Annotated in this window: 17 protein-coding genes and 1 pseudogene; 9 read left to right on the top strand and 9 right to left on the bottom strand. The window is 45.3% G+C overall.

The window, feature by feature from the left end:
* Window positions 1-20 precede the first annotated feature (20 nt).
* From ACTQ50_RS05065 to ACTQ50_RS05080, 4 genes are all read left to right on the top strand, one after another.
* Window positions 21-902 carry a carbohydrate ABC transporter permease gene (locus tag ACTQ50_RS05065; RefSeq protein ID WP_118581952.1) on the top strand — a complete coding sequence of 294 codons (882 nt, stop codon included), beginning with the start codon at window positions 21-23 and terminating at the stop codon, window positions 900-902.
* A complete protein-coding gene (locus ACTQ50_RS05070; protein ID WP_441483264.1) occupies window positions 902-1,762 on the top strand; it encodes a carbohydrate ABC transporter permease in 861 nt (286 codons plus the stop codon). The genes ACTQ50_RS05065 and ACTQ50_RS05070 overlap by 1 nt, the downstream gene beginning before the upstream one ends.
* A gap of 97 nt (window positions 1,763-1,859) precedes the next feature.
* The gene (locus ACTQ50_RS05075; RefSeq protein WP_226820614.1) at window positions 1,860-3,353 is read left to right on the top strand and encodes a glycoside hydrolase family 32 protein; all 1,494 of its coding nucleotides are present in this window, start codon (window positions 1,860-1,862) and stop codon (window positions 3,351-3,353) included.
* Between the two features lie 73 nt (window positions 3,354-3,426).
* Complete coding sequence (locus ACTQ50_RS05080) at window positions 3,427-5,235, top strand: amylosucrase (protein WP_441483265.1); 1,809 nt, start codon at window positions 3,427-3,429, stop codon at window positions 5,233-5,235.
* Between the two features lie 227 nt (window positions 5,236-5,462).
* Here the strand turns inward: ACTQ50_RS05080 and ACTQ50_RS05085 are convergent, their stop codons facing one another.
* Entirely contained in the window at window positions 5,463-6,098 is a 636-nt protein-coding gene (locus tag ACTQ50_RS05085; RefSeq protein WP_441483238.1) for a GNAT family N-acetyltransferase, read from the bottom strand.
* Window positions 6,099-6,260: 162 nt separating this feature from the next.
* Window positions 6,261-7,427 (bottom strand): flagellin lysine-N-methylase, encoded by a 1,167-nt coding sequence (gene fliB, locus ACTQ50_RS05090; protein ID WP_441483239.1) that lies wholly within the window; start codon window positions 7,425-7,427, stop codon window positions 6,261-6,263.
* Window positions 7,428-7,839: 412 nt separating this feature from the next.
* Between fliB and ACTQ50_RS05095 the strand changes: the two genes are divergently transcribed.
* Entirely contained in the window at window positions 7,840-10,266 is a 2,427-nt protein-coding gene (locus ACTQ50_RS05095; protein WP_441483240.1) for an HD domain-containing phosphohydrolase, read from the top strand.
* An 88-nt stretch (window positions 10,267-10,354) separates the two neighbouring features.
* Here ACTQ50_RS05095 and glgD read toward each other — a convergent pair whose 3' ends face one another.
* The 4 genes and pseudogenes from glgD to ACTQ50_RS05115 all read right to left on the bottom strand — a co-directional run.
* Window positions 10,355-11,470: a glucose-1-phosphate adenylyltransferase subunit GlgD gene (gene glgD, locus ACTQ50_RS05100; protein ID WP_226820606.1), complete on the bottom strand. Its 1,116-nt coding sequence runs from the start codon at window positions 11,468-11,470 to the stop codon at window positions 10,355-10,357.
* A 1-nt stretch (window position 11,471) separates the two neighbouring features.
* Window positions 11,472-12,614, bottom strand: a complete 1,143-nt coding sequence (locus ACTQ50_RS05105; protein WP_195478790.1) for a glucose-1-phosphate adenylyltransferase — start codon at window positions 12,612-12,614, stop codon at window positions 11,472-11,474.
* Between the two features lie 156 nt (window positions 12,615-12,770).
* On the bottom strand, window positions 12,771-13,001 hold the full coding sequence (locus ACTQ50_RS05110; protein ID WP_202031468.1) for a hypothetical protein: 231 nt from the start codon (window positions 12,999-13,001) through the stop codon (window positions 12,771-12,773).
* A gap of 15 nt (window positions 13,002-13,016) precedes the next feature.
* A pseudogene (locus ACTQ50_RS05115) lies at window positions 13,017-13,076 on the bottom strand (DUF6783 domain-containing protein); the annotation flags it as partial.
* Between the two features lie 324 nt (window positions 13,077-13,400).
* Here ACTQ50_RS05115 and ACTQ50_RS05120 point away from each other — a divergent pair.
* Window positions 13,401-15,431 carry a diguanylate cyclase domain-containing protein gene (locus tag ACTQ50_RS05120; protein WP_441483241.1) on the top strand — a complete coding sequence of 677 codons (2,031 nt, stop codon included), beginning with the start codon at window positions 13,401-13,403 and terminating at the stop codon, window positions 15,429-15,431.
* 55 nt (window positions 15,432-15,486) lie between these two features.
* Here the strand turns inward: ACTQ50_RS05120 and ACTQ50_RS05125 are convergent, their stop codons facing one another.
* From ACTQ50_RS05125 to ACTQ50_RS05135, 3 genes are all read right to left on the bottom strand, one after another.
* A complete protein-coding gene (locus tag ACTQ50_RS05125; protein WP_441483242.1) occupies window positions 15,487-16,458 on the bottom strand; it encodes a glycosyltransferase family 2 protein in 972 nt (323 codons plus the stop codon).
* A 110-nt stretch (window positions 16,459-16,568) separates the two neighbouring features.
* The gene (locus tag ACTQ50_RS05130; RefSeq protein ID WP_441483243.1) at window positions 16,569-17,096 is read right to left on the bottom strand and encodes a hypothetical protein; all 528 of its coding nucleotides are present in this window, start codon (window positions 17,094-17,096) and stop codon (window positions 16,569-16,571) included.
* Between the two features lie 120 nt (window positions 17,097-17,216).
* Window positions 17,217-20,180 carry a bifunctional glycosyltransferase/CDP-glycerol:glycerophosphate glycerophosphotransferase gene (locus ACTQ50_RS05135; RefSeq protein WP_441483244.1) on the bottom strand — a complete coding sequence of 988 codons (2,964 nt, stop codon included), beginning with the start codon at window positions 20,178-20,180 and terminating at the stop codon, window positions 17,217-17,219.
* Between the two features lie 288 nt (window positions 20,181-20,468).
* On the opposite strand from ACTQ50_RS05135, the gene ACTQ50_RS05140 reads away from it, so the two are divergent.
* Genes ACTQ50_RS05140 through ACTQ50_RS05150 form a run of 3 tightly spaced genes read left to right on the top strand, consistent with a single transcriptional unit; the run spans window position 20,469 to window position 22,116 of the window.
* Window positions 20,469-20,789 carry a GTP pyrophosphokinase gene (locus ACTQ50_RS05140; protein WP_441483245.1) on the top strand — a complete coding sequence of 107 codons (321 nt, stop codon included), beginning with the start codon at window positions 20,469-20,471 and terminating at the stop codon, window positions 20,787-20,789.
* A gap of 48 nt (window positions 20,790-20,837) precedes the next feature.
* Complete coding sequence (locus tag ACTQ50_RS05145) at window positions 20,838-21,377, top strand: phosphoribosyltransferase (RefSeq protein WP_441483246.1); 540 nt, start codon at window positions 20,838-20,840, stop codon at window positions 21,375-21,377.
* A 13-nt stretch (window positions 21,378-21,390) separates the two neighbouring features.
* Window positions 21,391-22,116: a DNA-processing protein DprA gene (locus ACTQ50_RS05150; RefSeq protein WP_441483247.1), complete on the top strand. Its 726-nt coding sequence runs from the start codon at window positions 21,391-21,393 to the stop codon at window positions 22,114-22,116.
* The last annotated feature ends 137 nt before the right edge of the window (window positions 22,117-22,253 follow it).

The following is a 22,253-nucleotide window of genomic DNA, read 5'->3' on the forward strand; positions in this document are numbered from 1 at the left end:
AGGGAAAGGGGATCGTGATTATGGAACAAAACACCATGAAATATAAAGTAAAACAGTACTTGATGTTCGCTGGCGTTTCCACTGTCCTGTTTAGTGCAGTTGTAATCCTTCCATTTATCTACGGATTATATCTTACATTTACAAGCTGGGACGGTGTTTCAAAAGACAAACCATTTGTTGGACTGGCAAACTACATTGCTACATTTCAGGATGCAGCTTACTGGCAGGCACTTGGACGTACCTTGATTTATTCTGTTATCGCCGTAATCCTGGTAAACGTGGTAGCATTTTTCCTTGCATACCTTCTTACCAGCGGAATTAAAGGCCAGAACTTCTTCCGTGCAGGCTTCTTTGTTCCGAACCTGATCGGTGGTATCGTACTTGGTTATGTATGGAAGTTCGTATTTAACCGTGCATTTGTATCACTTGGAAAATCTCTTTCTGTAGGTGCTCTTTCCACATCCTGGCTGGCAACCACCAACGGTGCAATGGCATGTCTGATCATCGTATCTGTGTGGCAGTACGCAGGATATATGATGCTGATTTATGTAGCCGGATTTATGAGCGTATCCAAGAGCCTTATGGAAGCTGCCCAGATCGACGGCTGCACCAAGACACAGGCAACCATTAACGTAACGATCCCGCTTATGAGATCTTCTTTTGTACAGTGTCTTTTCTTAACGATCACAAGATGCTTTATGGTATACGATGTAAACCTTTCCCTGACAAAAGGTGAGCCATTTAACTCTTCTGTAATGGCAGCTATGCACGTATACAATCAGGCGTTTACTTACAAAAACTACGGTACCGGCCAGGCAGAGGCATTGATCCTGTTTGTTGTCTGCGCAATCGTAGGAGTTACTCAGGTTTACATTGGTAAGAAAGGGGAGGTGGCAGCATGATGGATGAAAACAAAAAAGCAGCTCAGAAGAAAAAAGTCAGCCATTTTATTACAATGGCAGTGCTGGTTATCCTGTTCCTGGCATTTATCTTCCCGTTTATCATGGTAATTTTCAATGCGTTTAAGACAAAAGGTGATATCACGGCAGATCCGCTGGCACTGGTTGGCTCTCACGGCTTTATTCTGACCAACTTTACAGATGCCATGAAGAAGATGAACTTTGCAACATCTTTTACAAACTCTCTTTTGATCACCACAGTTTCTACGATCTTTACAATTATGCTTTCTGCAATGACAGCGTTTGTAATCGTTCGTAACAAATGGAAAGCATGCGGTATTTTGTTTTCCCTGATGATCGCATCTATGGTTATTCCGTTCCAGGTACTTATGATCCCACTGGTTTCTCTTTACGGTGGTATCTTTGGAGTACTGAACAGCCGTATTACTCTGATTCTTATGCATGTGGGATTTTCCCTTTCCATGGCGACCTTCATGTTCCATGGTGCAATTCACACCAGCGTTCCGATGGAGCTGGAAGAAGCAGCATTTATTGATGGATGTACCAGATGGCAGACATACTGGAAAATTGTATTTCCGCTTCTGAAACCAACCATCGCAACAGTTGCGATTATTGATGCAATGGCATTCTGGAATGATTACCTTCTTCCAAGCCTTGTTCTCGGACGTAAAGAACTGTATACTCTTCCGATTGCAACACAGGCATTCTATGGTACTTATTCAACAGACCTCGGACTGGTAATGGCCGCCCTCCTTCTGGCTATGCTCCCGATCCTGGTTCTGTATCTGTTCCTGCAGCGTTACATCGTTGAAGGTGTTACCTCCGGAGCAGTAAAAGGCTAAAATCAAGATGGGGTCCAATGATAGTGATATTTTTGGGCCCCATAATTACTATTTTGAAATATGTTTTGAATAATAAATAAAAACAGGAGATATGATTATGATAAGTCAGACTTTAAGAGATGCCAGAAGATACGAAGATGCAATGGCTCAGAATATTACACCTTTGGAGAGACCGGAATTTCATTTATCTCCAAAAGTTGGATGGATGAATGACCCCAATGGTTTTTCTTATTACAAAGACAAATTTCATTTATTTTACCAGTATTATCCATATGATTCCCAGTGGGGACCAATGCACTGGGGACATGCGGTAAGTGATGACCTTCTTCACTGGGAATACCTTCCGGCGGCCATTGCCCCGGACATGCCATATGATTACGTAGGATGTTTCTCCGGAAGCGCCATTACTCTTCCAGATGGAAAACAGCTTTTCATGTACACCAGTGTGCGTAAGGAGGCACAGCCAGGCGGAGGTGTCCGCGACATACAGACACAAAGCCTTGCAGTTGGCGATGGAATGGACTATGAAAAGGATGTACGAAATCCGATTCTTACAGCAGAAGACATGCCGGAAAACAGCAGTCCTTTTGATTTCCGCGATCCGAAAATGTGGAAATGCGAGGATGGCACCTACCGCTGCGTGATCGTAAATGACAGGGCGGACGGAACAGGCGGCCGTATTCTTCTGTATAGAAGTGAAGATGGGTTTAACTGGGAGTTTGAATCCGTAATGCTTTCTAATGATGGCAGATTCGGAAAAATGTGGGAGTGCCCGGATTTCTTTACCCTGGATGGAAAAGATGTAGTACTTGTAAGCCCTCAGGATATGCTTCCAAAAGGCTTTGAGTACCACAATGGTGATGGAACTCTTTGCCTGATTGGTAAATTTGATGAGGAGACCAAAACCTTTATCCCGGAAAAAGACCAGGCAGTGGACTATGGTATCGACTATTATGCAATGCAGACAGTGGAAGCACCAGACGGAAGAAGAATTATGATCGGCTGGATGCAGAACTGGGATACATGTGCGAATAACAGAATTCCGAAGGGAAAATGGTTTGGACAGATGAGCCTTCCAAGAGAGCTTTCCATTAAAGACGGCCGCCTGATCCAGAAACCGGTTCGGGAAATTGAGAAGCTTCGCACAAATAAGACAGAATATAAGAATGTTGCTTTTGAGGATGTAATTCGTCTGGATGGCATAGAGGGAAGATGCGTGGATATGGAAATCACTCTTCGTCCGGCAGATGCGCAGAATATTTATAAGAAATTTGCAGTGCGTTTTGCCCAGAATGATACGTACCATACAGCAGTAAGCTTTCGCCCTTATGAATCCGTATTGAAAATCGATCGTAAGTTTTCAGGCTCCAGACGCGCAATTATCCATCAGAGAAGAAGCCTTGTGAACAGTGAAAATGGAGAGATTAAGCTTCGCCTGATTCTGGACCGTTTCAGTGCTGAGATTTTTGTAAATGATGGAGAGCATGTGATGACTGCAACGATTTATACAGATCTGGAGGCAGATGGAATTTCCTTCTTTGCAGATGGCAAAGTGGAGATGGATGTTACAAAGTACGAGCTGAAGCTTTGAGAATTGCCGGCAGATACGAGGAGGATATAAAGTGAAGCAAAGAGAGAAAACAGATAAGATCTTTCAGGATCGTATGGCAAAAAAAACAGATGAATTACGCTGGCTGTACATGGAGCTTTATGGAAATGATTCCATGTTTTTCGAGTTATGCGATCAGCTGCACCGCTTCTATGAAGAACGAAGCAGCACATTGAAGGCACTGGATCAAAAGCGTGAAGCAGATCCGGGCTGGTATAAGAAAAATGACATGCTTGGCATGATGTTTTACATAGACAATTTTGCAGGAAACATGAAAGGTGTGGAAAGCAAGCTTGACTATCTGGAAAAAAACAACGTAAATTACATTCATCTGATGCCGTTTCTGGATACGCCGAAAGGCCGTTCTGATGGCGGTTATGCAGTGGCTGATTTCCGTAAAGTACAGGAAAATCTGGGAACGATGGATGATCTGGAGGCACTTGCCGGTGCCTGCCACAAAAAAGGCATCAGCCTGTGTATGGACTTTGTTATGAACCACACTTCGGAAGACCATGAATGGGCAAAAAAAGCCCGCCAGGGCGACGGGGAATATATGAGCCGTTACTTCTTCTACGACAATCCGTATATTCCGTCCCTTTATGAGAAAACAGTGCCCCAGGTATTTCCAACCACAGCTCCGGGTAACTTTACCTGGCTGCCGGAAATCGGGCATTATGTAATGACCACCTTTTACCCCTATCAGTGGGATCTGAACTATGGAAATCCCCGGGTTTTTAATGAGATGATGTATAATTTCCTTTTCCTTGCAAACAAGGGAATTGATGTAATCCGAATTGATGCAGTTCCCTATATCTGGAAAGAGCTGAACACACCATGCCGGAATCTTCCGCAGGTACACACCATTGTGCGTATGATGCGCCTGATCAGCGAGATTGTATGCCCGGGAGTGATTCTTCTTGGAGAAGTAGTTATGGAGCCTGAAAAGGTTGTGCCATACTTTGGAACTGTAGAAAAACCGGAATGCCATATGCTTTACAATGTAACTACAATGGCTACTACATGGCATACTGTTGCCACCAGGGATGTACGTCTTCTGAAAAAACAGCTTGATATTGTCAATGGTCTGCCGAAGGATTACGTATTCCTGAATTATCTGCGCTGCCACGATGATATTGGCTGGGGACTGGATTATGCCACACTTCAGCAGGAGGGCATTGCAGAACGTTCTCATAAGAAATATCTCAATGACTATTTCCAGGGCTTTGCAGGGGAGAGCAACAGTCGCGGAGTGCTTTACAATGAGGATCCGGTAACTGGAGATGCAAGATTCTGCGGAACCACCGCTTCGATGTGCGGTATTGAGAAGGCGGGATTTGAGAAAAACAAAGCGGCAATGGAAAAAGCAATCCAGATGGATGTTATGCTTCATGCCTATATGTTTATGCAGTCCGGAATTCCCGTGATCTACAGTGGAGACGAAATCGGACAGGTAAATGATTATTCATACAAAAATGATCCGGACAAAGCTCCGGATTCCCGATACATTCACAGAGGGGTTATGAATTGGGAGCGCGCAGCCATGAGCAGCAACGCCAGAACTGTGGAGGGTAAATTGAACAAACGTCTGCTCCAGCTGGAAAAAATCCGCAAAACAGAGAAGGCATTTATGACAAATGCAGATACCTGGACTGTGGATACATGGGATAACAGTATTCTCTGCATTGGCCGTTATTATGAAGGGGAGAAAATTTACGGCCTGTTTAACTTCAGCGAATATGATAAGACAGCATGGATTAATGAACGTGATGGAATTTACAAGGATCTGATCACCGGACAGGAGATGGAAGCCGCAGGTGTAAATGTACCTGCATATGGATTCTTCTGGCTGAAAAAAATAAACTGATAAAGAAATACCCGGGAACAGAGGATTGTCTCTGTACTCCCGGGTGTTTTTTGTGAACAAAGTTCACAGAAAACCCGAAAATTGCGGTGAAAACACTGGATTTCCAGGTGCTCGAGGAGCAGGAAGTATCCAAAGAGGTACCTGCACTCAGTGCAGAATGCCTGTTTGAGAAGGAATACAGGGAACTGAGAAAGCAGCCATTGAACTCAATGTTGCCGGGCTGTTACTTAGCAGTAAATTTCTGGCGGAATCTGTCCAAAGGGAATTACATCGGGCTGCCTGTGGGGATGAGCGGCGATGATTTTTTCCATCCAGACCATATTGTACCAACGGCCGAACTTATAAGCACATTTGTGGAATTCGCCTACCATGGAGTAGCCAAGATGTTCGTGAAAGTGAATGCTGTTATGGTTCAGGTATTCGTCATCCACAACAGGGCTGGCGATGCAGGCATTTAGATTGGTCATATTCTGGGCGGCAAGCGCTTTTTCCAGAGAAGCGTAAAGCGCCTTGCCGATTCCGGATTTCCTCTCAGATTCTCTTACATAGATGGAAGTTTCCACAGACCAGGCATAGGCAGCCCGGGCGTGGAGCGGTCCTGCGTAGGCGTAGCCTGCGATTTCAGTACATGCACTGCAGTTCCCCTCATCCTTGACACCAGGTGTGGAACGGTTTATTACCCGTTCGGCTACAAGATAAGGATAATGCTGTAGTGTGTGTGCAATCCGCTTCCGAAATTCCTCCAGAGACGGAACATCATATTCGAAAGTAATTGCGGTATGCGCTACATAAGGGGCATAGATGGAAAGGAGCGCCTCTGCGTCTTCTGGCGTAGCAGGGCGAATGATAACTGGTGATGGCATGGCAGGATTCCTCCTTTGTAATTATAAACGAAAATTTTAGCTGTATTATGGCACATATAATGAATTGTGGTTCAATTTTTTGGTTACTGTTCCTTCCGTGGATAGTAACCATTTTTGTAAATTTCGTTTTGACATTAGGCTTAGTTGGGACGATGGTCGCGGTTAGCAAATGCGAAGCAGATTTTCCAGTGAAAACAGCTTATTAATGGAAAGTAAATCTTCAAACGTATTCAGATTCAGATCCGAATGCTCCAGCTCTCTGGAGAAGCGGTAACAAATATCTATCTGGTCTTCCAGACAGAACACCCTCCCATTTCTCAGGTAAGCGCCCATATCCAGCTCATGGATCAGCAGGGTGCAGACCACAGCCATTTTTACCTTGGCAAAAATTTCGCCGTCATAAACAGCGCCGCAGAAATACGTGTAAATCCAATATACAAGCAGCTGCTCTTCCTGAATATTCCAGCCCGGGTAAGCCTTTTCGAAATCGGCACGATTCTGAGAGTAAACGGAAGCGGGGGAAACGCCGGAAGCCTTTGCGCCGCCGTAAAGCGCCTGTAAATTTGTCTTCAGAAACTCCTGCCAACCCGGTCTGAGAACCTCCATTTTGGGAACAACCGCCTTCCACATGGCCTTCAGAAGTTCATCTGGCGTAGCCTTTTTGTTCATATGCTTCTGCACCTTCGAGGTAAAGACTTCGCCATATCCGGAGGCTTTGTGACGCTCCCGGAGCTCTTCCCATTTGAAAAGCTGGCTCCGGTCCACACAGCGTTGGAAATCACTGGCTGCAGCCAGTATCTTCCACATACGAAGCCGCATGGGAATCTGCCGGTTCTGCAGCACCTCAAGAAAGTATTCCCTGGTATCTTCAAGGGCAGTGAAAAGCATATAGTCAAAATCATCATAGGTTTCTTCCGGGGAGGGAACCTCCGCTGTCTGGAAGGTTACCTTTTCCCTTCTGCCAAGCAGAATCCTGGCTGCCTCCGGACAGGAAAGAGACAGGGAATATTCCCGCAGACCTTCAAATTCTTCGATGTGCCGCGGATATTTCCGGCAGGTATCGCAAAGCATCCGTTTTCCAACCTCGCTGTAGATGTCGCAGAGGCTGTCCTCATTTAAAAATGCACACCGCTTCCCATACTGGCGGAAAACCTTCTCCTTCCAGTCAATATCATTATGAAGACGGTTCCGGAAAGCTCCCTTCACACGCTTATATTTTTTCAGGCTTTTGTCATCAATGGCGATCTGCCAGCCGGCACAGCAGGTGTCGGGACAGGCACCTGCGATACAGGAAAAATCTTTATAATAATCAGGTCTTGTAATTTCCATAAAAAAACCTCCTGGTAACAGTAATCAGTATATCTGTGTAATTCAAATACAACTATTGTAACGGTATTTCAAAGCTGTGTAAATCCTCTGAACAAAAAAAGTTACAGATGGTTGACATTAATGCGGCGGACTGTTAAACTCATATAAGTAAAGGTGGAATCGGAAAGAATTTAGGTATCTATTGATCAGTCCGCGAACGATAGCTTTCTGATACCTGCACTGCGATAATTAAATCTTGACAGTTCTGTTGAAAATTCCAAAACAAATCAAGGATTTCAGACCGAAGAAATAATTCACATGAAACGACAGAAATATCAGGACATGATAGCACCCATATTATAAAAGCTGTCAGCTTAACAGTAAAACGGAAACTGGCGTGGGGGGTACCTGCACCAGCGAGGGAAATTATAAAATGAGTGAAGTTATAACGAAACAAAAGATTCTTATAGCGGATGATTCAGAAATGAACCGCGAACTTTTAACTGCAATTTTGGAAGAGGAATATGATATCATACAGGCGAAAGACGGGGTGCAGGCAGTTGACTGCCTTCAGAAGCATGCCGAGGAGATTTCGCTGCTTCTTCTGGATATTGTTATGCCCAAAATGGATGGCTTCGAGGTTCTTTCTTATATGAATAAAGAACACTGGATTGAGGCTATTCCGGTTGTGATTATTTCGTCAGAAAATTCTCCTGTTTACATAAAACGTGGGTACGATCTGGGTGTCACCGATTTTATCGGAAAACCTTTTGATGCAAACATGGTATTACGCCGTTCAGCCAATGCTATACTTCTGGGAGCCAAGCAGCGCCGGATGACCAGTATTGTTTCCAATCAGATTTATGAGAGAGAAAAAAGCAGCAAGCTGATGATCAATATTCTTTCTCATATAGTGGAATTCCGCAATGGAGAGAGCGGGCTTCATGTGCTGCACATTCAGACGATCACAGAAATGCTGCTTCGCCAGCTGGTTCAGAAGGAAAATAACAGGTATGCCCTGAGCAAGGAACAGATCCGGATGATTACCACAGCCTCTGCGCTCCATGACATAGGCAAGATCAGTATTCCGGATGAAATCCTGAATAAGCCGGGCAGACTTACAGCCGAAGAATTTGCAGTAATAAAGGGACATTCCATGGCAGGTGCCAATATGCTGTCAGAGCTGCCCCTTGACCAGAAGGAGGAGCCTCTTGTCAAGACTGCATACGAGATCTGCCGCTGGCATCATGAACGTTACGATGGAGGCGGATACCCGGATGGATTAAAAGGGGAAGAAATCCCTGTTTCAGCACAGGTTGTGGCGTTAGCTGACGTATATGACGCATTGACCAGTGAGAGATGCTATAAAGATGCCTATTCTCATGAAAAAGCCATCGAGATGATACTGGCAGGACAGTGTGGTGCATTTAATCCGCTGATGCTGGAGTGCCTTCTGGATATTTCTTCCTCCCTGAAGAAAAAAATGGGCTATAAATCCAAGGAAAGGTATGAGCAGACAGACCTTTCTGATATTGCCAGCAGATTTCACGATTTTGAGATGGATTCCTCAGAGAAAATTGTGCAGCAGCTGGAAGTTGAGAGAATGCGCTATAATTTCCTGGCAGAGGGCAGCAGAAATATTATTTTTACTTATACCATTTCACCACCGCTTCTCACCTTTAACCAGGCTGGCTGCAAACGAAGCGGGATTACGGAACCTTTATTTTCCCCATTGCAGAGCGGTGTGCTGAAAGATCTTGTGGAGGAGCAATCCCTGAAACGGCTTATCCGGAAGATTACCCAGGCCACCCGGGAAACGCCGGACGTGTCAAGCAATCTTTTGCTCAAAGATGGAAAAAGTCCCTGCCACTACCGGTGCGAATGCAGGGTGATCTGGACAGATGGTGCTGAAAAAGGTTATACAGGTGTTGTTGGAAAGCTGACAGATATTACGGGTGATTATACGGTTATGGAAACCGTCCGGGAGGAGGGCCTGAAAGTCTTGAAAAAAGACCGCAGTGCAGAATTTTCCAGTTTTTATGACCGGTTTAAGAAATGCGGCTTTTCTACAGATGGAACTGAAGCGTGGCTTCTGCTTCAGTACCTGCAGATCTCCTATGATCTGGTACGGTATGTAGATCCCACAACAAATAAGGTTATCCATATAGAAAAAGACGGAAAAATGTGGGAGAGTGAAACTTCCTGTTCAGACATATGGAATTGTCTGGAAAAATGCAGCAACTGTATTTCCAGGCTCAGCATGCAGACCAGGAAGCGCATGACAAAGCTTGAGGTTGCAGGGGATGCTCCCTATCAGGTGGTATCCATGTATGTGGAGATTGATGGGAAACCCTGTTGTCTGGAAATGGCTTCCAGGATAGATGGTGATTTTATGCCTGATGGATATTCCGAAGATGAGATCCTGTCATCTGTAAGGATTCATAAGGAGAAGGTTTATATAGACCCTGTAACCGGAGTTTATAATAAGCGCTATTATGTGGAGAAGCTGAGCAAAATGGACAATGCAGCAGCTCTTATGTTTGCAGATATTAAGAACTTTAAAAGAATTAACGAGAATTTCGGACATCAGGCTGGAGATGATGTACTTCGCCAGGTTGCAGGTGTGCTTCGGGATGTTGCGGCTGGCAAAGGCGATGTGCTCAGATATTCCGGCGATGATTTTGTGACAGTATTTTTTAAGGCTACGGAAGAGGAGCTTTCCGAAATCCAGAAGGAAATGTGCAGAAGAGTAGAGGCTCTGAGATTTCCGGAGCTGCCTGGAGTGCAGCTGAAGCTTGTTACTGCCGGTACCAGTATACCGGGCAGGCTAGAGGAAATGCTGGAGCAGGTAAGAATATAAAAAGAAAGTCCCGGCGGGCAAAACCGCTCGGGACTTTTATTTTTTGGAAGTGTAGCTGATTTTCCAAACAGGCTCTGGAGTGCAATGCTTACAGAATATCTCTTCTCTTAATATATCCAGGAAGTGCCGGATCGGAGACAACCTCCTTCACATGAAGGATTTTGACCATCTTGTCTACTACCTGGTTCTCTATATGTACGCCTTCGCCGATTTCAGCACCGGAAAGAATAACACTGTTTTTGATCACGGCATCCTTGTGAATAATGCAGCCACGGCCGAGAATGGAATTCTCAATGGTTCCCTCCACCTGGCAGCCGTTGGAAACAACAGAGTTGCGGATCTGGGCGGTCTCATAATAATGAGTCGGACAGGAATCATTGGTACGGGTATAAATTGGCCATTCCGGATCGAAAAGTGTCTGTGCAGCCTTGATATCGATCAGATCCATATTGGCATCGTAATAGCTCTGGAAATCTGTGATGGAAGCGAAGAAGCCGCGGTGGGAAATTCCTCTTACATCCAGCTCATTATGAAGCTCGTTGATAATGTCTGCAAGAGTAAAGGCTGAAGAAATTGCCTTTGCCTTGCGGATCAGTTCAATAAACAGCTCCCTCTTCATAATGTAGGTGTCCATGAAAATATTGCGGTTCTTGGCATTTCCGTGGTTTGGCTCAATGGAGAGCACACCCTTCTGCTTGTTCAGATTCAGGATATTACAGTTCAGGTAAGCATCCTTCGCATTGTCTACTGCGTGATAAAGCAGGGTGATGTCAGCTTCGGACTGGATATGCTGCTCGATCAGCCTGGAAAAATCTGCGGTATAAACCATATAATCAGGGGTAATTACCACATACGGATGATGCATTTCTTCGATACATTCCATATTTTCATAATAGGAAGCAATATCGGTGTTATAGATATTGTTTCTCTGGTCGCTGTCAGTGAAAAGAATCTGCAGCCGTCCGCTCTTGGAGTTAATGTTATAATGGCGTCCGGTGCCGATATGGGAAACCAGAGTTCTTGGCTTCTCTTTTACGTAGATCTGAATGCGGTCAATGCCGCTGTTGCTCAGGTTGGAAATCGGGAAGTCGACCATACGGTATCTGCCCAGGAATGAGAAAGCTCCGATCGGACGGTAGTCCTCAAGTCCCTCTACACGGATGTTTCTGGATGATGAGTTTACAATTCCAAATGCTTTATACATATTATTCGGCCCCCTTTACTCGTTTCGCAATCAGCTCGATGTGCTCACTGTCAGCACTTCCTACAAGAGCACCCTTGCCGATGTTTACGCCATTGGCAACAAGGGCACGTATTACGACAGCACCATCCTCCACAATAGCACCTGGCATAAGTACACTGTCAATTACCTTTGCACCTGGTCTTACCTTAGCTCCGGTAAAGATTACGGAATTGGTAACCTCGCCTTCAATTACACAGCCCTGGGTTATGTAAGCGTTCTGGATTCTGGCCTCTGTGCCAATATACTGCGGAAGTGCAGTTACATCTTCGGTGTAAATCTTCCAGGTAAGGTCGCTTAAATCCAACTCGTTATCCGGGCTGAGAAGATCCATATTTGCCTCCCAGAGAGAATCTATGGTTCCAACATCCTTCCAGTAGCCTTTGAAACGGTAAGCGAAAAGACGCTTCTCATCGCCAAGAAGAGTAGGAATGATGTCCTTACCAAAGTCATGGTTGGAATCCGGGTTCTTCATATCTGCAAGAAGCAGCTTGCGAAGCAGCTTCCAGTTAAAAATATAGATACCCATGGAGGCAAGATTGCTCTCAGGTACCGGCGGCTTCTCAACAAACTCGGTGATACGGTCTGTCTCGCCGTCTGTGTTCATAATACCGAAACGGCTGGCTTCCTTAAGAGGAACCTCGATAACGGCGATGGTAGCATCGGCCTGTCTCTCTTTATGGAAGGCAAGCATCTTGTCGTAATTCATTTTATAAATGTGGTCGCCGGAAAGTACCAGAAGGTATTCCGGATCATACTGATCTATAAAATCAATGTTCTGGGAAATCGCGTCGGCTGTTCCGCGATATACGTCGAGTCCGGTGTCTGCTTTCTCACGAGGCGGAAGTACATATACACCGCTGTCCTTGGAATCCAGTCCCCAGCGTCCGCCAGCTGCAACATAACTGTTCAGTTCAACTGACTCATACTGTGTCAGTACGCCTACTACGTCGATGCCACTGTTGGCACAGTTACTGAGGGGGAAATCAATGATGCGGTATTTACCGCCGTAGGAAACTGCCGGTTTAGCCACTTTGTTGGTAAGATCGTGAAGACGGCTGCCACGGCCGCCTGCCAGAATCATTGCTAACATACTGTTCTGTTTCATGGTGAACCCTCACTTTCATTTCTTTAAGGTTACTATTCATAGCAATGAATCTGTGAATAGTAATACTTTAAGTTATATTATACAATATTTTTACTGAAAGTACAATTTTTTTTGTGCAAAAATATTGTAAAATACAGATGAAATTTAACTAAATATTCATTGGTAATTCTGTAGACTTTTCACAGCCTCGATGTCTTCCGGCTGTACTTTCAGGTTGGAAGTGAAGGTTCTGCCATCCGGTGTGGTAATCTGAACCTCGATCACGGTTCCTTCAGAAATACCGGCCTGCTGCACAGCGGAAATAAATTGTGGGAATTTCGGGTGACGCCTTGTAAAAGCGCTCCAAAGGTTCTTAAGTTCAAGTAATTTCATGGGGTTAATTGCCATTTTTTATCCTTCCTATCAGGCGTCAGAGTGTGTTTGAAAAATCGTTTCCGCAAGCTGCATGCTGCACTTTGCAGAAAGTCTTTTTTAATATGCTCTGGGACGATTGAAACGGTTCCCTTTATAACCGATAAAGTCCAATTCTTTACTGCTTTAATTTGCAGATGTGTGCTTGATGTCTAAAGTATACCAGAAAAAAATCTGCTCTGCAATGAGGGGGTAAAAGATTCACATATTTAGCGAAAATTCACAAAAGCGACTTTACATGCTATAGGAAACATTGTTATAATAGACGAAAGCCAAAAGCTGATTTTGGATAAGACAGAACGTAAAAACAGATAAAGTGCCATATGAAGGAGAAAGAAAAAATATCAAATTTTTGCAGCAAGCAGAGGTGTGAAGATGGAAGAAAAAAAGAGGTATAATCTTGGAGTCCTTATCGGAGGAGTGCATACCTATTTTCCAAAAGAGCATATCAAGGGGATTTCTGAGGCGGCGGCAGAGCTAGACGTAAATGTCTGTTTTTTTCTGGGAACCCGAACTAAGGACTTTTTCGAAGATGTCCTGGGCAGCAAACAGAAAAATTCCTATGACTATCAATTTAATACCATACATGACTACAGCCTGGTCGGCGGACTGGATGGTCTGATCATTAATTATGGAACACTGGGAATCCAGCTGCGGGAGGATGATCCCAATGAATTTGCCCGGAAATACAACGGGATTACCACGGTTTTTCTTACGGAAATCGTGGATGTGCCTAATTGCCACTCCCTGATCTGTGATAACAAAGGCGGTATTGCGATGGTCATTTCCCATCTGGTGGAAGAGCATCATCTGTCCAGAATCCTGTTTGTGGCAGGACCGGAGCACAACACAGATGCCATTGAGCGTAAGGAAGCTTATCTGGAAACCATGAAGAAATACGGGCTTCCTGTAACCCCCGGAATGATTGCCCAAGGGGACTATTCTGAGTTTGTGGATAGACAGGTGGAACGCCTTCTGGACAGCAACCCGGATGCCCAGGCCATTGTGTTTGCCAATGATGAGATGGCTTTTGCCGGTTATCGTGTCTGTGAGAAGCGTGGGCTTGTGATTGGCAGGGATATTATGATTACCGGATTTGACGACTGCGAGCGTGCCTCCGGGATGGAACCGCCTCTTACCACGGTTCAGCAGGACGGGGAGCTTATGGGCAAAATGGCAGTTTATGATCTGGTGAACCGCCTGGATGGAAAAGACCCCGGAAAGGGAGCGGTATCCAGACGGGTGCCGGTTTCTCTTGTAAAAAGAGAGTCCTGCGGCTGTGTGTCAGAGGATGCTTCGAAGAAAGGGACGCCAGTGGGACTTGGTGCCCAGGTGCACAGGCTGAATAAGACTATTGCCAGAATGAAGCTGGAGCTGATCAGTTTCCAGAGGAAATCCTGGTTTATTCCGGTCCTTGCCCGGGATTTAAACGACTGCATGGATGACGAGCAGGCTTTTCTGAAAGAGATCATGGAGAAAATGCGGGAGCTTCATACAAGATGTACTCATCTTTTTCTTCTGGATGAACCGATTGTTTACGATGGAAAACGGAAGTGGACCTGCCCTTATAATCTTCATCTTGCTGCCAGCTATGAGAATGGCAGGATCATTACCAAGGCCGCTTATGAAAGGCCGCTGGTCATGAAGGAAAACGGAATCTGTAATCTAATGGAGGACGAAGAGCGCCACCAGTTTATGGTTTTTCTTCTTTTCTCCGGCGAGAAGCAATATGGACTTCTGGCTTGTGATATCGATCAGGAGGATTTTCCGTTTTTCTACGTGATCAGTCTGCAGATCGGTCTGTCCTTGCATTATCTGGAAATCAGCAAGGCTGAGGCGGCCAGACGGCTGGAGATGTCCAGGGATATGGAAGAGATTAAGGAGAAAAACCGTGTTCTTGGTATTATTTCCGAGTATGACGAGCTGACCGGACTTTTGAACTTGCGTGGGTTTATGGAGCACACCAAACGGGTTTGCCAGGCCGGGAATGGCCAGAGAGCTTACATGATCTACGGTGATCTGGATCATTTAAAAGAGATTAACGACACCTGGGGGCATCCGGCGGGGAACTTTGCCCTTAGGAGTGTTGCCGAAATATTAAAGGGATGCCTTCGCAGCAATGATATTCTGGGGCGTGTGGGCGGTGATGAGTATATTATCATGCTGGAGTGCGAGGAAGCAGATTTCGGGGAAAAATTCCGGGAGCGTGTGAAAATGGCGTGCAAGCTGTTTAATGAGAAATCCGGCAAGCCGTTCCTGGTGGAGATTTCCCTGGGAATCGCCGAGTTCCGCCCCAATAATTCTACAGACATCCAACAGGTGATTTCCCTTGCAGACCAGCAGCTTTATGAGGCGAAGAAGTACAGGAAGAAGTCGGTGAGCAGGGTGAATAACGAAGGTGCGTGAGGGGCAAGCACGGTTTCCTGTAGTGATCTGTCCAGTTCCGGATTCCCTATGAAGTCTAATTTTGGTAGTCCGGATATGCTTTTATAATCTCCAGATATTTTGCATAATCCCTGGAATCCTGGAAAAAGGAGGCGTCCTTTCCCTTAATTCCCAAGTCCCCGAACCATTCCTGCACCAGCTTTTTCTCCAGGGTGGTGCGGGTTGGCTCAGCGAGAGTCTCCAGATTCCAGAGACAGGAACGCAGGGAATAGTTGATAAAATCTTTCTCCAGCTCTGGGAAAATCCCTTCTTTTTTTAATTTTTCCCGGATTCCACATAAGGCATTGTAAAAACATTGCCAGGATTTTTCCCTTGTTTTGGAGAGGGAGTCCGCAGCATCAATGCGGTAATGGACAAAAAGCTTGTCGATTACCGCTATTTTTTTTGCAAGTGCAGTAGCGGAAAAGCCGAAATACATATCGTTGCTGGTGCGCTGCTCCTGGAAAAGCAGTCCCTTTTCTTCCACAAAGGACCGGAGATAAAGCTTGTCCCATACCCAGCCCTGGAAAACCCGGAATACGTTCATGGTCAGCTGCCTGTGGGAAAATGGCTCATATGGAGGAACATGCTTGATACGCAGAGTCCATGGGATTTCCTTATATTCTCCGGTTTCAGTGAAGTACTGGTTGCACCGGAAAACCACCAGATCTGCGGAAACTTCTTCAGCCTTTTGATAAGCTTCTTCTAACATAGCTGGTTCAAAGAAGTCGTCGGAATCCAGAATGGAAAGGTATTTTCCATGTGCATGGCGCATGCCGTTGTTGCGGGCTGCTCCGGCACCTCCATTGGGCTGTGTGAGGATCTGTATTCTGGGATCCCGGGCAGCATACTCTTCCAGGATGGAGAGAGAATTGTCCGGGGAACTGTCATTCACACAAATAATCTCAATCTCCTTTAAAGTCTGGTTCACGATGCTGTCCAGGCATTGCCGCAGGTAAGGTTCTGTTTTATAAACGGGAAGGATTACTGAAACTTTTATATTTTCCAAGATAGTCACCTGTTTTGTTATTTTTTCTTATAGTCGGTTGTGCTGCATTTTTCATATCTTCTTGCTTTTCGGACAGGAAGTATCCCTCGCTTAGAAAGTTCGGTCACATACTATTTAAGGATCTTCTTTAATTTGTTTTTTAATTTGTGAAAAAGTCCGGATCTGCCAGCAGAAACTTCGTAATAGGTTCTGTAAAAGCGGTTAGGCTCTTTCATAATAAACAGCAGGCGTTCTTTTTCCTCCGGGGAAAACCAGGCAGGATCCAATTCCCCCAGGTCCTGTGCACGTTTAAATTCCCGGCTGAAACGCTGGAGATATTCCTGGCGGAAGGCTGGCTCTGTGTGCTCCAGGGTGGAAAGATAAGCCTGATATTTTTTTACATGGTAAAGGTATTTATGCTGGTTCCAGATGGCGTAATCTTCCATAAGAAGATCCCGGATGGAATCGTAAACCTGGTTGGTATGGTAAGCCTGCTGGCGGGTGAAAAGCGCGCTGCTGGCATCACAGGAATTTTCAGCGTAGGAAGCTCCAGCTTCCGCAGCGTTTTTCGGGGGCTTGGGTTGGGTATGGAGATCTCTGCCATCTTGTATTAAGTTTTTAAAATAAAGTATGTCATCATTCAGAAAAGATTCTGACATGTGGATCCTCCTTAAAAATATTGCTGATTACGGCTTTCGCAGCTATTATAGAGATCCTTTCTCATAGCGATTAAGGACGCTGTATTCCGTGAAGAGTGTAACTGTGAAGGTACGGAACTGTTACCCTTTATCTTTATTTCTTCCAGCGTTCTGGGTGAATTTCAGTCCTGTAAGCTCTGACGGCAGCTCCGGACTTCCAGCATCCTTCAGCAGTCGGCAAAGAAAAGCGATCTGGCATCTGTAAGGCCTGGAAGTGCTGTACCGCTCCGGACTAAAGGTATCGAAGGTATAGGAGGCAGACGGTGCGGCTGCCAGAAGAGTGGCAACGGTTTTAATGCTGTCTGTGGAGGTAATGACCACTTCATCAAACTGGGCATTTCCAAGATATTTTTTGCACTCTTCTTTCCCAAGGTTCAATATATGGGATAGTGGATAAAGAGCATGAAGCCCCATTCTGCTGGTGAGTACGCTGGCAAGCTTCCAGCGGTTGCCCTTCTCCGGATCTGGCTTTAAAGGCAGATAGGAACATTCCGGCGCCAGCTGTGCCAGATATCTGGCGGAGTCTGTATTGCGGAAGTCGTTGTAAGCCAGCCAGAATTCCTTGTCCGGAGCCTGGGCAGCCAGGGCATTGAAATCGCGGATCAGGTTCCTGGAAAGCTTGCGCCCGGTGAAGAAAAGAACACGGGGGCGGGGCTGGCTGGAAACAGGAGAATCTGGCTGTGCAGCTGCTTCGGCTGCAGTAAGCGCAGAAGAGGCTGGAGCCACCTGGTTATCATAATAAGGCAATGGCCTGCCATGAAGTAAGAAGTCTACAATGTCCGTAATAAGGTACTGTTCTTCCGAAGGATTCCCGGTTCCATTCTCAGCTTTCGCAGATGCACGTACCAGCCTGTTGGTGATCTGAAAACCGCTTTGCTGGATGGCATCGGAAACCTGTTGCTCTTCCTGTCCAATATATCGGACTAACTGCGGCGCATTGCTGAATGCGGCAAAGTCCTGGAAAAATTCATCTACGATCCGCTCGTTTCCATTGAAATCCACGAATTTAAAGTGCTGTTTTCCGTAAATTGTGCAAAGGAACCGCAGAACCTGGGTGTCCGGGCTGTACTTCGCAGAAAGGGCACTGTGATAATCAGAAACAAAAAAGTCACAGGCGGAGGCAAAATCTGAGACATCAAAGTCAGAAGGCATTTCCCTGACATGGGTAAAAACGGAATAGTCCAGCTGTTTTTCCCCGTCAAGGTGAAGATACATAAACTGATGATCTTCAAGCTCCTGGTCGATTATGTAAAGGGCAGACATAAAATTGCGGAAAGTCTGGGCGGAGTCGGTTACGTAGGAGCCGGGAAGAAGGGGGGCATACAAAATAGTCTGCATGCCGTCCATCTGCAGGCTGCGGCGGATCTTCTCCCTGTGGGACTGCTCCGGAACAACCGGGGCATCTGCGGAATTTCCGATAATATAGGGTGTGGGGCAGATCCCATCTGTCATACATTCGTTCATATAGATATTGCGGTTCTGCATGCTGTTAAAATACAAGGCATCTGCCATAAACATGGTGTGCTGCCAGAGCCCGGTATCTGCTGTGGAAGCAGGGGTATTCTGAACCGTTTCCGGATATAGCCCGTGACCACAGTGAAGCAGTACAAACTGCCCGGTTTCCTTCTGGAAATAATAGGGCAGAGGGCTGTCTGTGATCACATAGCCGGAAAGGGCAAGGGCTTTGCCATATTCTTCCGTATCAGGGCAGATCAAAGTGAGGTTGTCCGGCAAAACTCCGCTGCCTGGAAGATAGCGGTTCAAAAGTGCCTGGAGCAGAGGATGTTTCTCTTCTGCAAGAGACAGTACAATATGGTGTTCGCTGAAATTCTGGATCAGGTGAGCCAGTAATTTGAGAATCCACGGGGAAATCTCATTTCCCCGGCTGGACTCCAGAAAAATCTGCTCGGGATCTGGTGCCAGGCTTCCAGTGTAAGCAAAGCGGTAAAACTGGGCCGCTGTTTTTTCCCGGCGGAGCATTTCGACTGGCTGGATGCCAGGTTCGGTTCTGTGAGAGGCCTTGTAATCTTTAATCCAGGCTTTCTGCTGGGAAATGGTCATGCCAGTGCAGGCTTCTACAAACTGGATCATTTCCTGCCGGGAACCGTAAAGGCAAAGGAGACGCACAATATGGGGCGGAAGGGAATAAAGAACATAGTGATTGTTTTCCCAGTCCGGGATTTCGGTCTCCATATAGTCAAAAAGTTCATTGATCAATTGCAGCTTCAGTTCCTTCTGGTCTGCTTCATAATTGGTAAGCAGCTTCCAGAAACGGTAAAAAAAGTGGCGGACTGCGATAAAATCCAGTTCCGTCCGGTATCGGTCAAAAAATCCCAGCTTCTGCATCTCTTCCTTCATAAAAATGATGGCGTCCTTTATATGAAGGGTGGATGGGGTGAGATGGCTGAGAAATCCTACGTTCTTGCGGTAATTATAGAAGCAATGATCCAGATAACCGATGGAGCGGGCCTTCACTGCCAGAAGATATGCCACCGGGAGATCCTCGAAACGGATTCCCTCCGGGAAGTGAAGTCCATAAAACAGGTCTCTGTGAATAAATTTGATCCAGGGGTAGGGGGAGATGGCAGGAAGCTCGTACGGCTTATCTGCTATGCGGAAATTCTGGTTATAGCAGGAATTCTCGTATTCGGTGCGTTCGCCGGTCTCAGAATCTACATTATAATAACGGAAAAGTACAAGGTCATTGCCGTCTGTCACAGCCTTCTCATAGAGGAGCTGGCAGGCGTCGGTCTCCACATAGTCATCGCTGTCCACGAACCATACATATTCCCCATGAGAGTGGGCAAACCCGTAATTTCGCGCACGGCTTACTCCATGATTCTCCGTAGAATAGATAAAAAGCTTCTCCGGGTGTAACGCCTGATAAGCCTGCAGAATCTGCAGGCTTCCATCTGTACTGCCATCGTTGACAGCTACGATCTCTATGTCCTCAAGTGTCTGTGCCAACAGGCTGTCCAGGCAGGCACCCAGGTATTTTTCCACGTTATACACCGGTAAAATGATGCTGACTTTAAAAGACTTCATCAAAAACTCCTATCTCCCATATCTCTTGACCAAAAGGCCAGAAATCCCGTTCATTCGTCAATCTGTATCTATAATAGTAACAGTTCGACAGGGGGATTTCAAGGGGAAAAGGGGTGGCTTTTTATTACTTACGCGCCTGGAGGTGCTGAATCATTCCATTTATGAAACGAAAACCGGCAAGCCAATCCACAACATACAGTACCGGGGCAAAAAGAAGGACAGCATCGAAGAAAAACTGGTGCGCGTATTATCTGCTATTTCGCTGGCGATGTGAACAATCTGGTAAACATGTTGAAAAAACAGCCGGACCTTATTTTTATCCGCGAGCGCAACTATATCGAGAATTCAAAGCCCAACGGCTACCGCAGCCATCATGTGATCCTGGGCGTAAACGTATGCTGCCTGGATGCCAACGAATACTACCCCGTGGAGATCCAGCTGCGCACCATCTCTATGGATTTCTGGGCCGCTATGGAACACCGCGTTTCCTATAAGAAACAATACGACAACAAAGAACAGCGCGTAGCCGAACTCCTCAGTTATTCCAATATACTGGAAAAGATGGAGAAGGAGTTCGAGAAATATAATGATCACCCGGTTGAAATGTGAGAGCAAAACTGGTAAAATAGAGAAAACGTTTGTTCGAAGGAGGGCAATATGGTATTTGTAAATGAAGCATGGAATGGAACTGGAGAAATTGTGGTTTACAGTAACTATCATAAATACTGGCTTGACAGAGAACGAAGGATAAAGAATCCATTATTTGATGTGTTTAGTGGGAAGATATTGGATTTAAAGGATGAGAAACCAGCTGCAATAAGGTATTTTTACAATTTATTGGATTGTGAAATATATCCAGGTGTAACAATTTGTGTAGTACCTTCCAGCAATGCAGAAAGAAGAGAATCCGGAATCGGAAAATTAGGAGAAATGCTTGCTGCAAATGGAAGAAATAATAAAGTATATTTTCTTAGGAGAAGCCGCTCTATTAACAAACTTGCGACTGGCGGAAGCAGAAATCTATCGGTTCATATGCAGTCTATTGATACAGTGGAGGATATGGATATAAGTGGGGACATTGTATTGTTGATGGATGATGTTACAACAACTGGAAATTCTTTATACGCATGTAGGGAAATTTTGCTAAACCGTGGTGCTGTAAATGTAGAGATGTTTGCTTTGGAAAAGGCAATTTAAAGAGGAAATTGTCATGGAGAAAAGAAATTTAGGGCTCGTACAGGAAATAAGATCCTGTAGAGAAGATGAACCGATTTACCCCAAGGATTTAAAAACTCTAAAAGATTATCCGCGCATTTTGTATTATAAGGGAAATATTGAAATCTTAAATCAGCAAAAAAGTGTTGCAGTTATAGGATCTCGGAAAATATCAGAAAGCGGCGGTAAACTTTCTTATATGGCAGGAACAATTGTAGGGAAAAAAGGTTTTAATCTTGTAAATGGACTTGCTCTTGGATGCGATACGGAGGCTTTAAAAGGAGCATTGGCAGTTGGTGGAAAATGTGTGGTGATCCTTCCCTGTGGAATAAATGAAATATATCCAAAATCAAATGAGAAACTGGCGGATAAAATATTGAGTCAGGGAGGTTGTCTTATTAGCGAATATCCAGAAGGAACCAGACCGGATAAATTCCGCTTTGTGCAGCGGGACAGACTTCAAAGTGGTATAGCACAGGGGATTCTGGTAGTAGAAGCTATGGAAAAAAGTGGGACAATGCATACTGTAGAATATGCAAGGCGGCAAAAGCGGCGTCTTGCATGTTATTATCATGGACTTTTAAAATATTCCACGGGAAATAGTAAGCTGGAAGATTTGTATAAAGCTAATATTATTAAAACAAATGATGACCTGGAACATTATCTGGAAACTCTTTCGGAAGAAGATCAGTACACGCAGCTGAAATTTGATTTTGTTTGATGTGGTTAATGAAAAACGTGAGAAACTTGCAAATGTTTCTCACGTTTTTTTCACAATCAGACGGTTGCGAAAGGCTAACCCATGTTTTATAATGAGATATGTTGAATTCTGTCTATTTTTAGGCAAATTTACAATGG

Source organism: Blautia sp. Sow4_E7 (assembly GCF_052116245.1).
Taxonomy (GTDB): Bacteria; Bacillota; Clostridia; order Lachnospirales; family Lachnospiraceae; genus Blautia_A.

What these genes read in the sequence shown, in the direction of transcription:
- ACTQ50_RS05065 (WP_118581952.1), top strand. Translation starts at nt 21, where the DNA reads ATGGAACAAAACACCATGAAATATAAAGTAAAACAGTACTTGATGTTC.
- ACTQ50_RS05070 (WP_441483264.1), top strand. Translation starts at nt 902, where the DNA reads ATGGATGAAAACAAAAAAGCAGCTCAGAAGAAAAAAGTCAGCCATTTT.
- ACTQ50_RS05075 (WP_226820614.1), top strand. Translation starts at nt 1,860, where the DNA reads ATGATAAGTCAGACTTTAAGAGATGCCAGAAGATACGAAGATGCAATG.
- ACTQ50_RS05080 (WP_441483265.1), top strand. Translation starts at nt 3,427, where the DNA reads ATGGCAAAAAAAACAGATGAATTACGCTGGCTGTACATGGAGCTTTAT.
- ACTQ50_RS05085 (WP_441483238.1), bottom strand. Translation starts at nt 6,098, where the DNA reads ATGCCATCACCAGTTATCATTCGCCCTGCTACGCCAGAAGACGCAGAG.
- fliB (WP_441483239.1), bottom strand. Translation starts at nt 7,427, where the DNA reads ATGGAAATTACAAGACCTGATTATTATAAAGATTTTTCCTGTATCGCA.
- ACTQ50_RS05095 (WP_441483240.1), top strand. Translation starts at nt 7,840, where the DNA reads ATGAGTGAAGTTATAACGAAACAAAAGATTCTTATAGCGGATGATTCA.
- glgD (WP_226820606.1), bottom strand. Translation starts at nt 11,470, where the DNA reads ATGTATAAAGCATTTGGAATTGTAAACTCATCATCCAGAAACATCCGT.
- ACTQ50_RS05105 (WP_195478790.1), bottom strand. Translation starts at nt 12,614, where the DNA reads ATGAAACAGAACAGTATGTTAGCAATGATTCTGGCAGGCGGCCGTGGC.
- ACTQ50_RS05110 (WP_202031468.1), bottom strand. Translation starts at nt 13,001, where the DNA reads ATGGCAATTAACCCCATGAAATTACTTGAACTTAAGAACCTTTGGAGC.
- ACTQ50_RS05120 (WP_441483241.1), top strand. Translation starts at nt 13,401, where the DNA reads ATGGAAGAAAAAAAGAGGTATAATCTTGGAGTCCTTATCGGAGGAGTG.
- ACTQ50_RS05130 (WP_441483243.1), bottom strand. Translation starts at nt 17,096, where the DNA reads ATGTCAGAATCTTTTCTGAATGATGACATACTTTATTTTAAAAACTTA.
- ACTQ50_RS05135 (WP_441483244.1), bottom strand. Translation starts at nt 20,180, where the DNA reads ATGAAGTCTTTTAAAGTCAGCATCATTTTACCGGTGTATAACGTGGAA.
- ACTQ50_RS05140 (WP_441483245.1), top strand. Translation starts at nt 20,469, where the DNA reads ATGTTGAAAAAACAGCCGGACCTTATTTTTATCCGCGAGCGCAACTAT.
- ACTQ50_RS05145 (WP_441483246.1), top strand. Translation starts at nt 20,838, where the DNA reads ATGGTATTTGTAAATGAAGCATGGAATGGAACTGGAGAAATTGTGGTT.
- ACTQ50_RS05150 (WP_441483247.1), top strand. Translation starts at nt 21,391, where the DNA reads ATGGAGAAAAGAAATTTAGGGCTCGTACAGGAAATAAGATCCTGTAGA.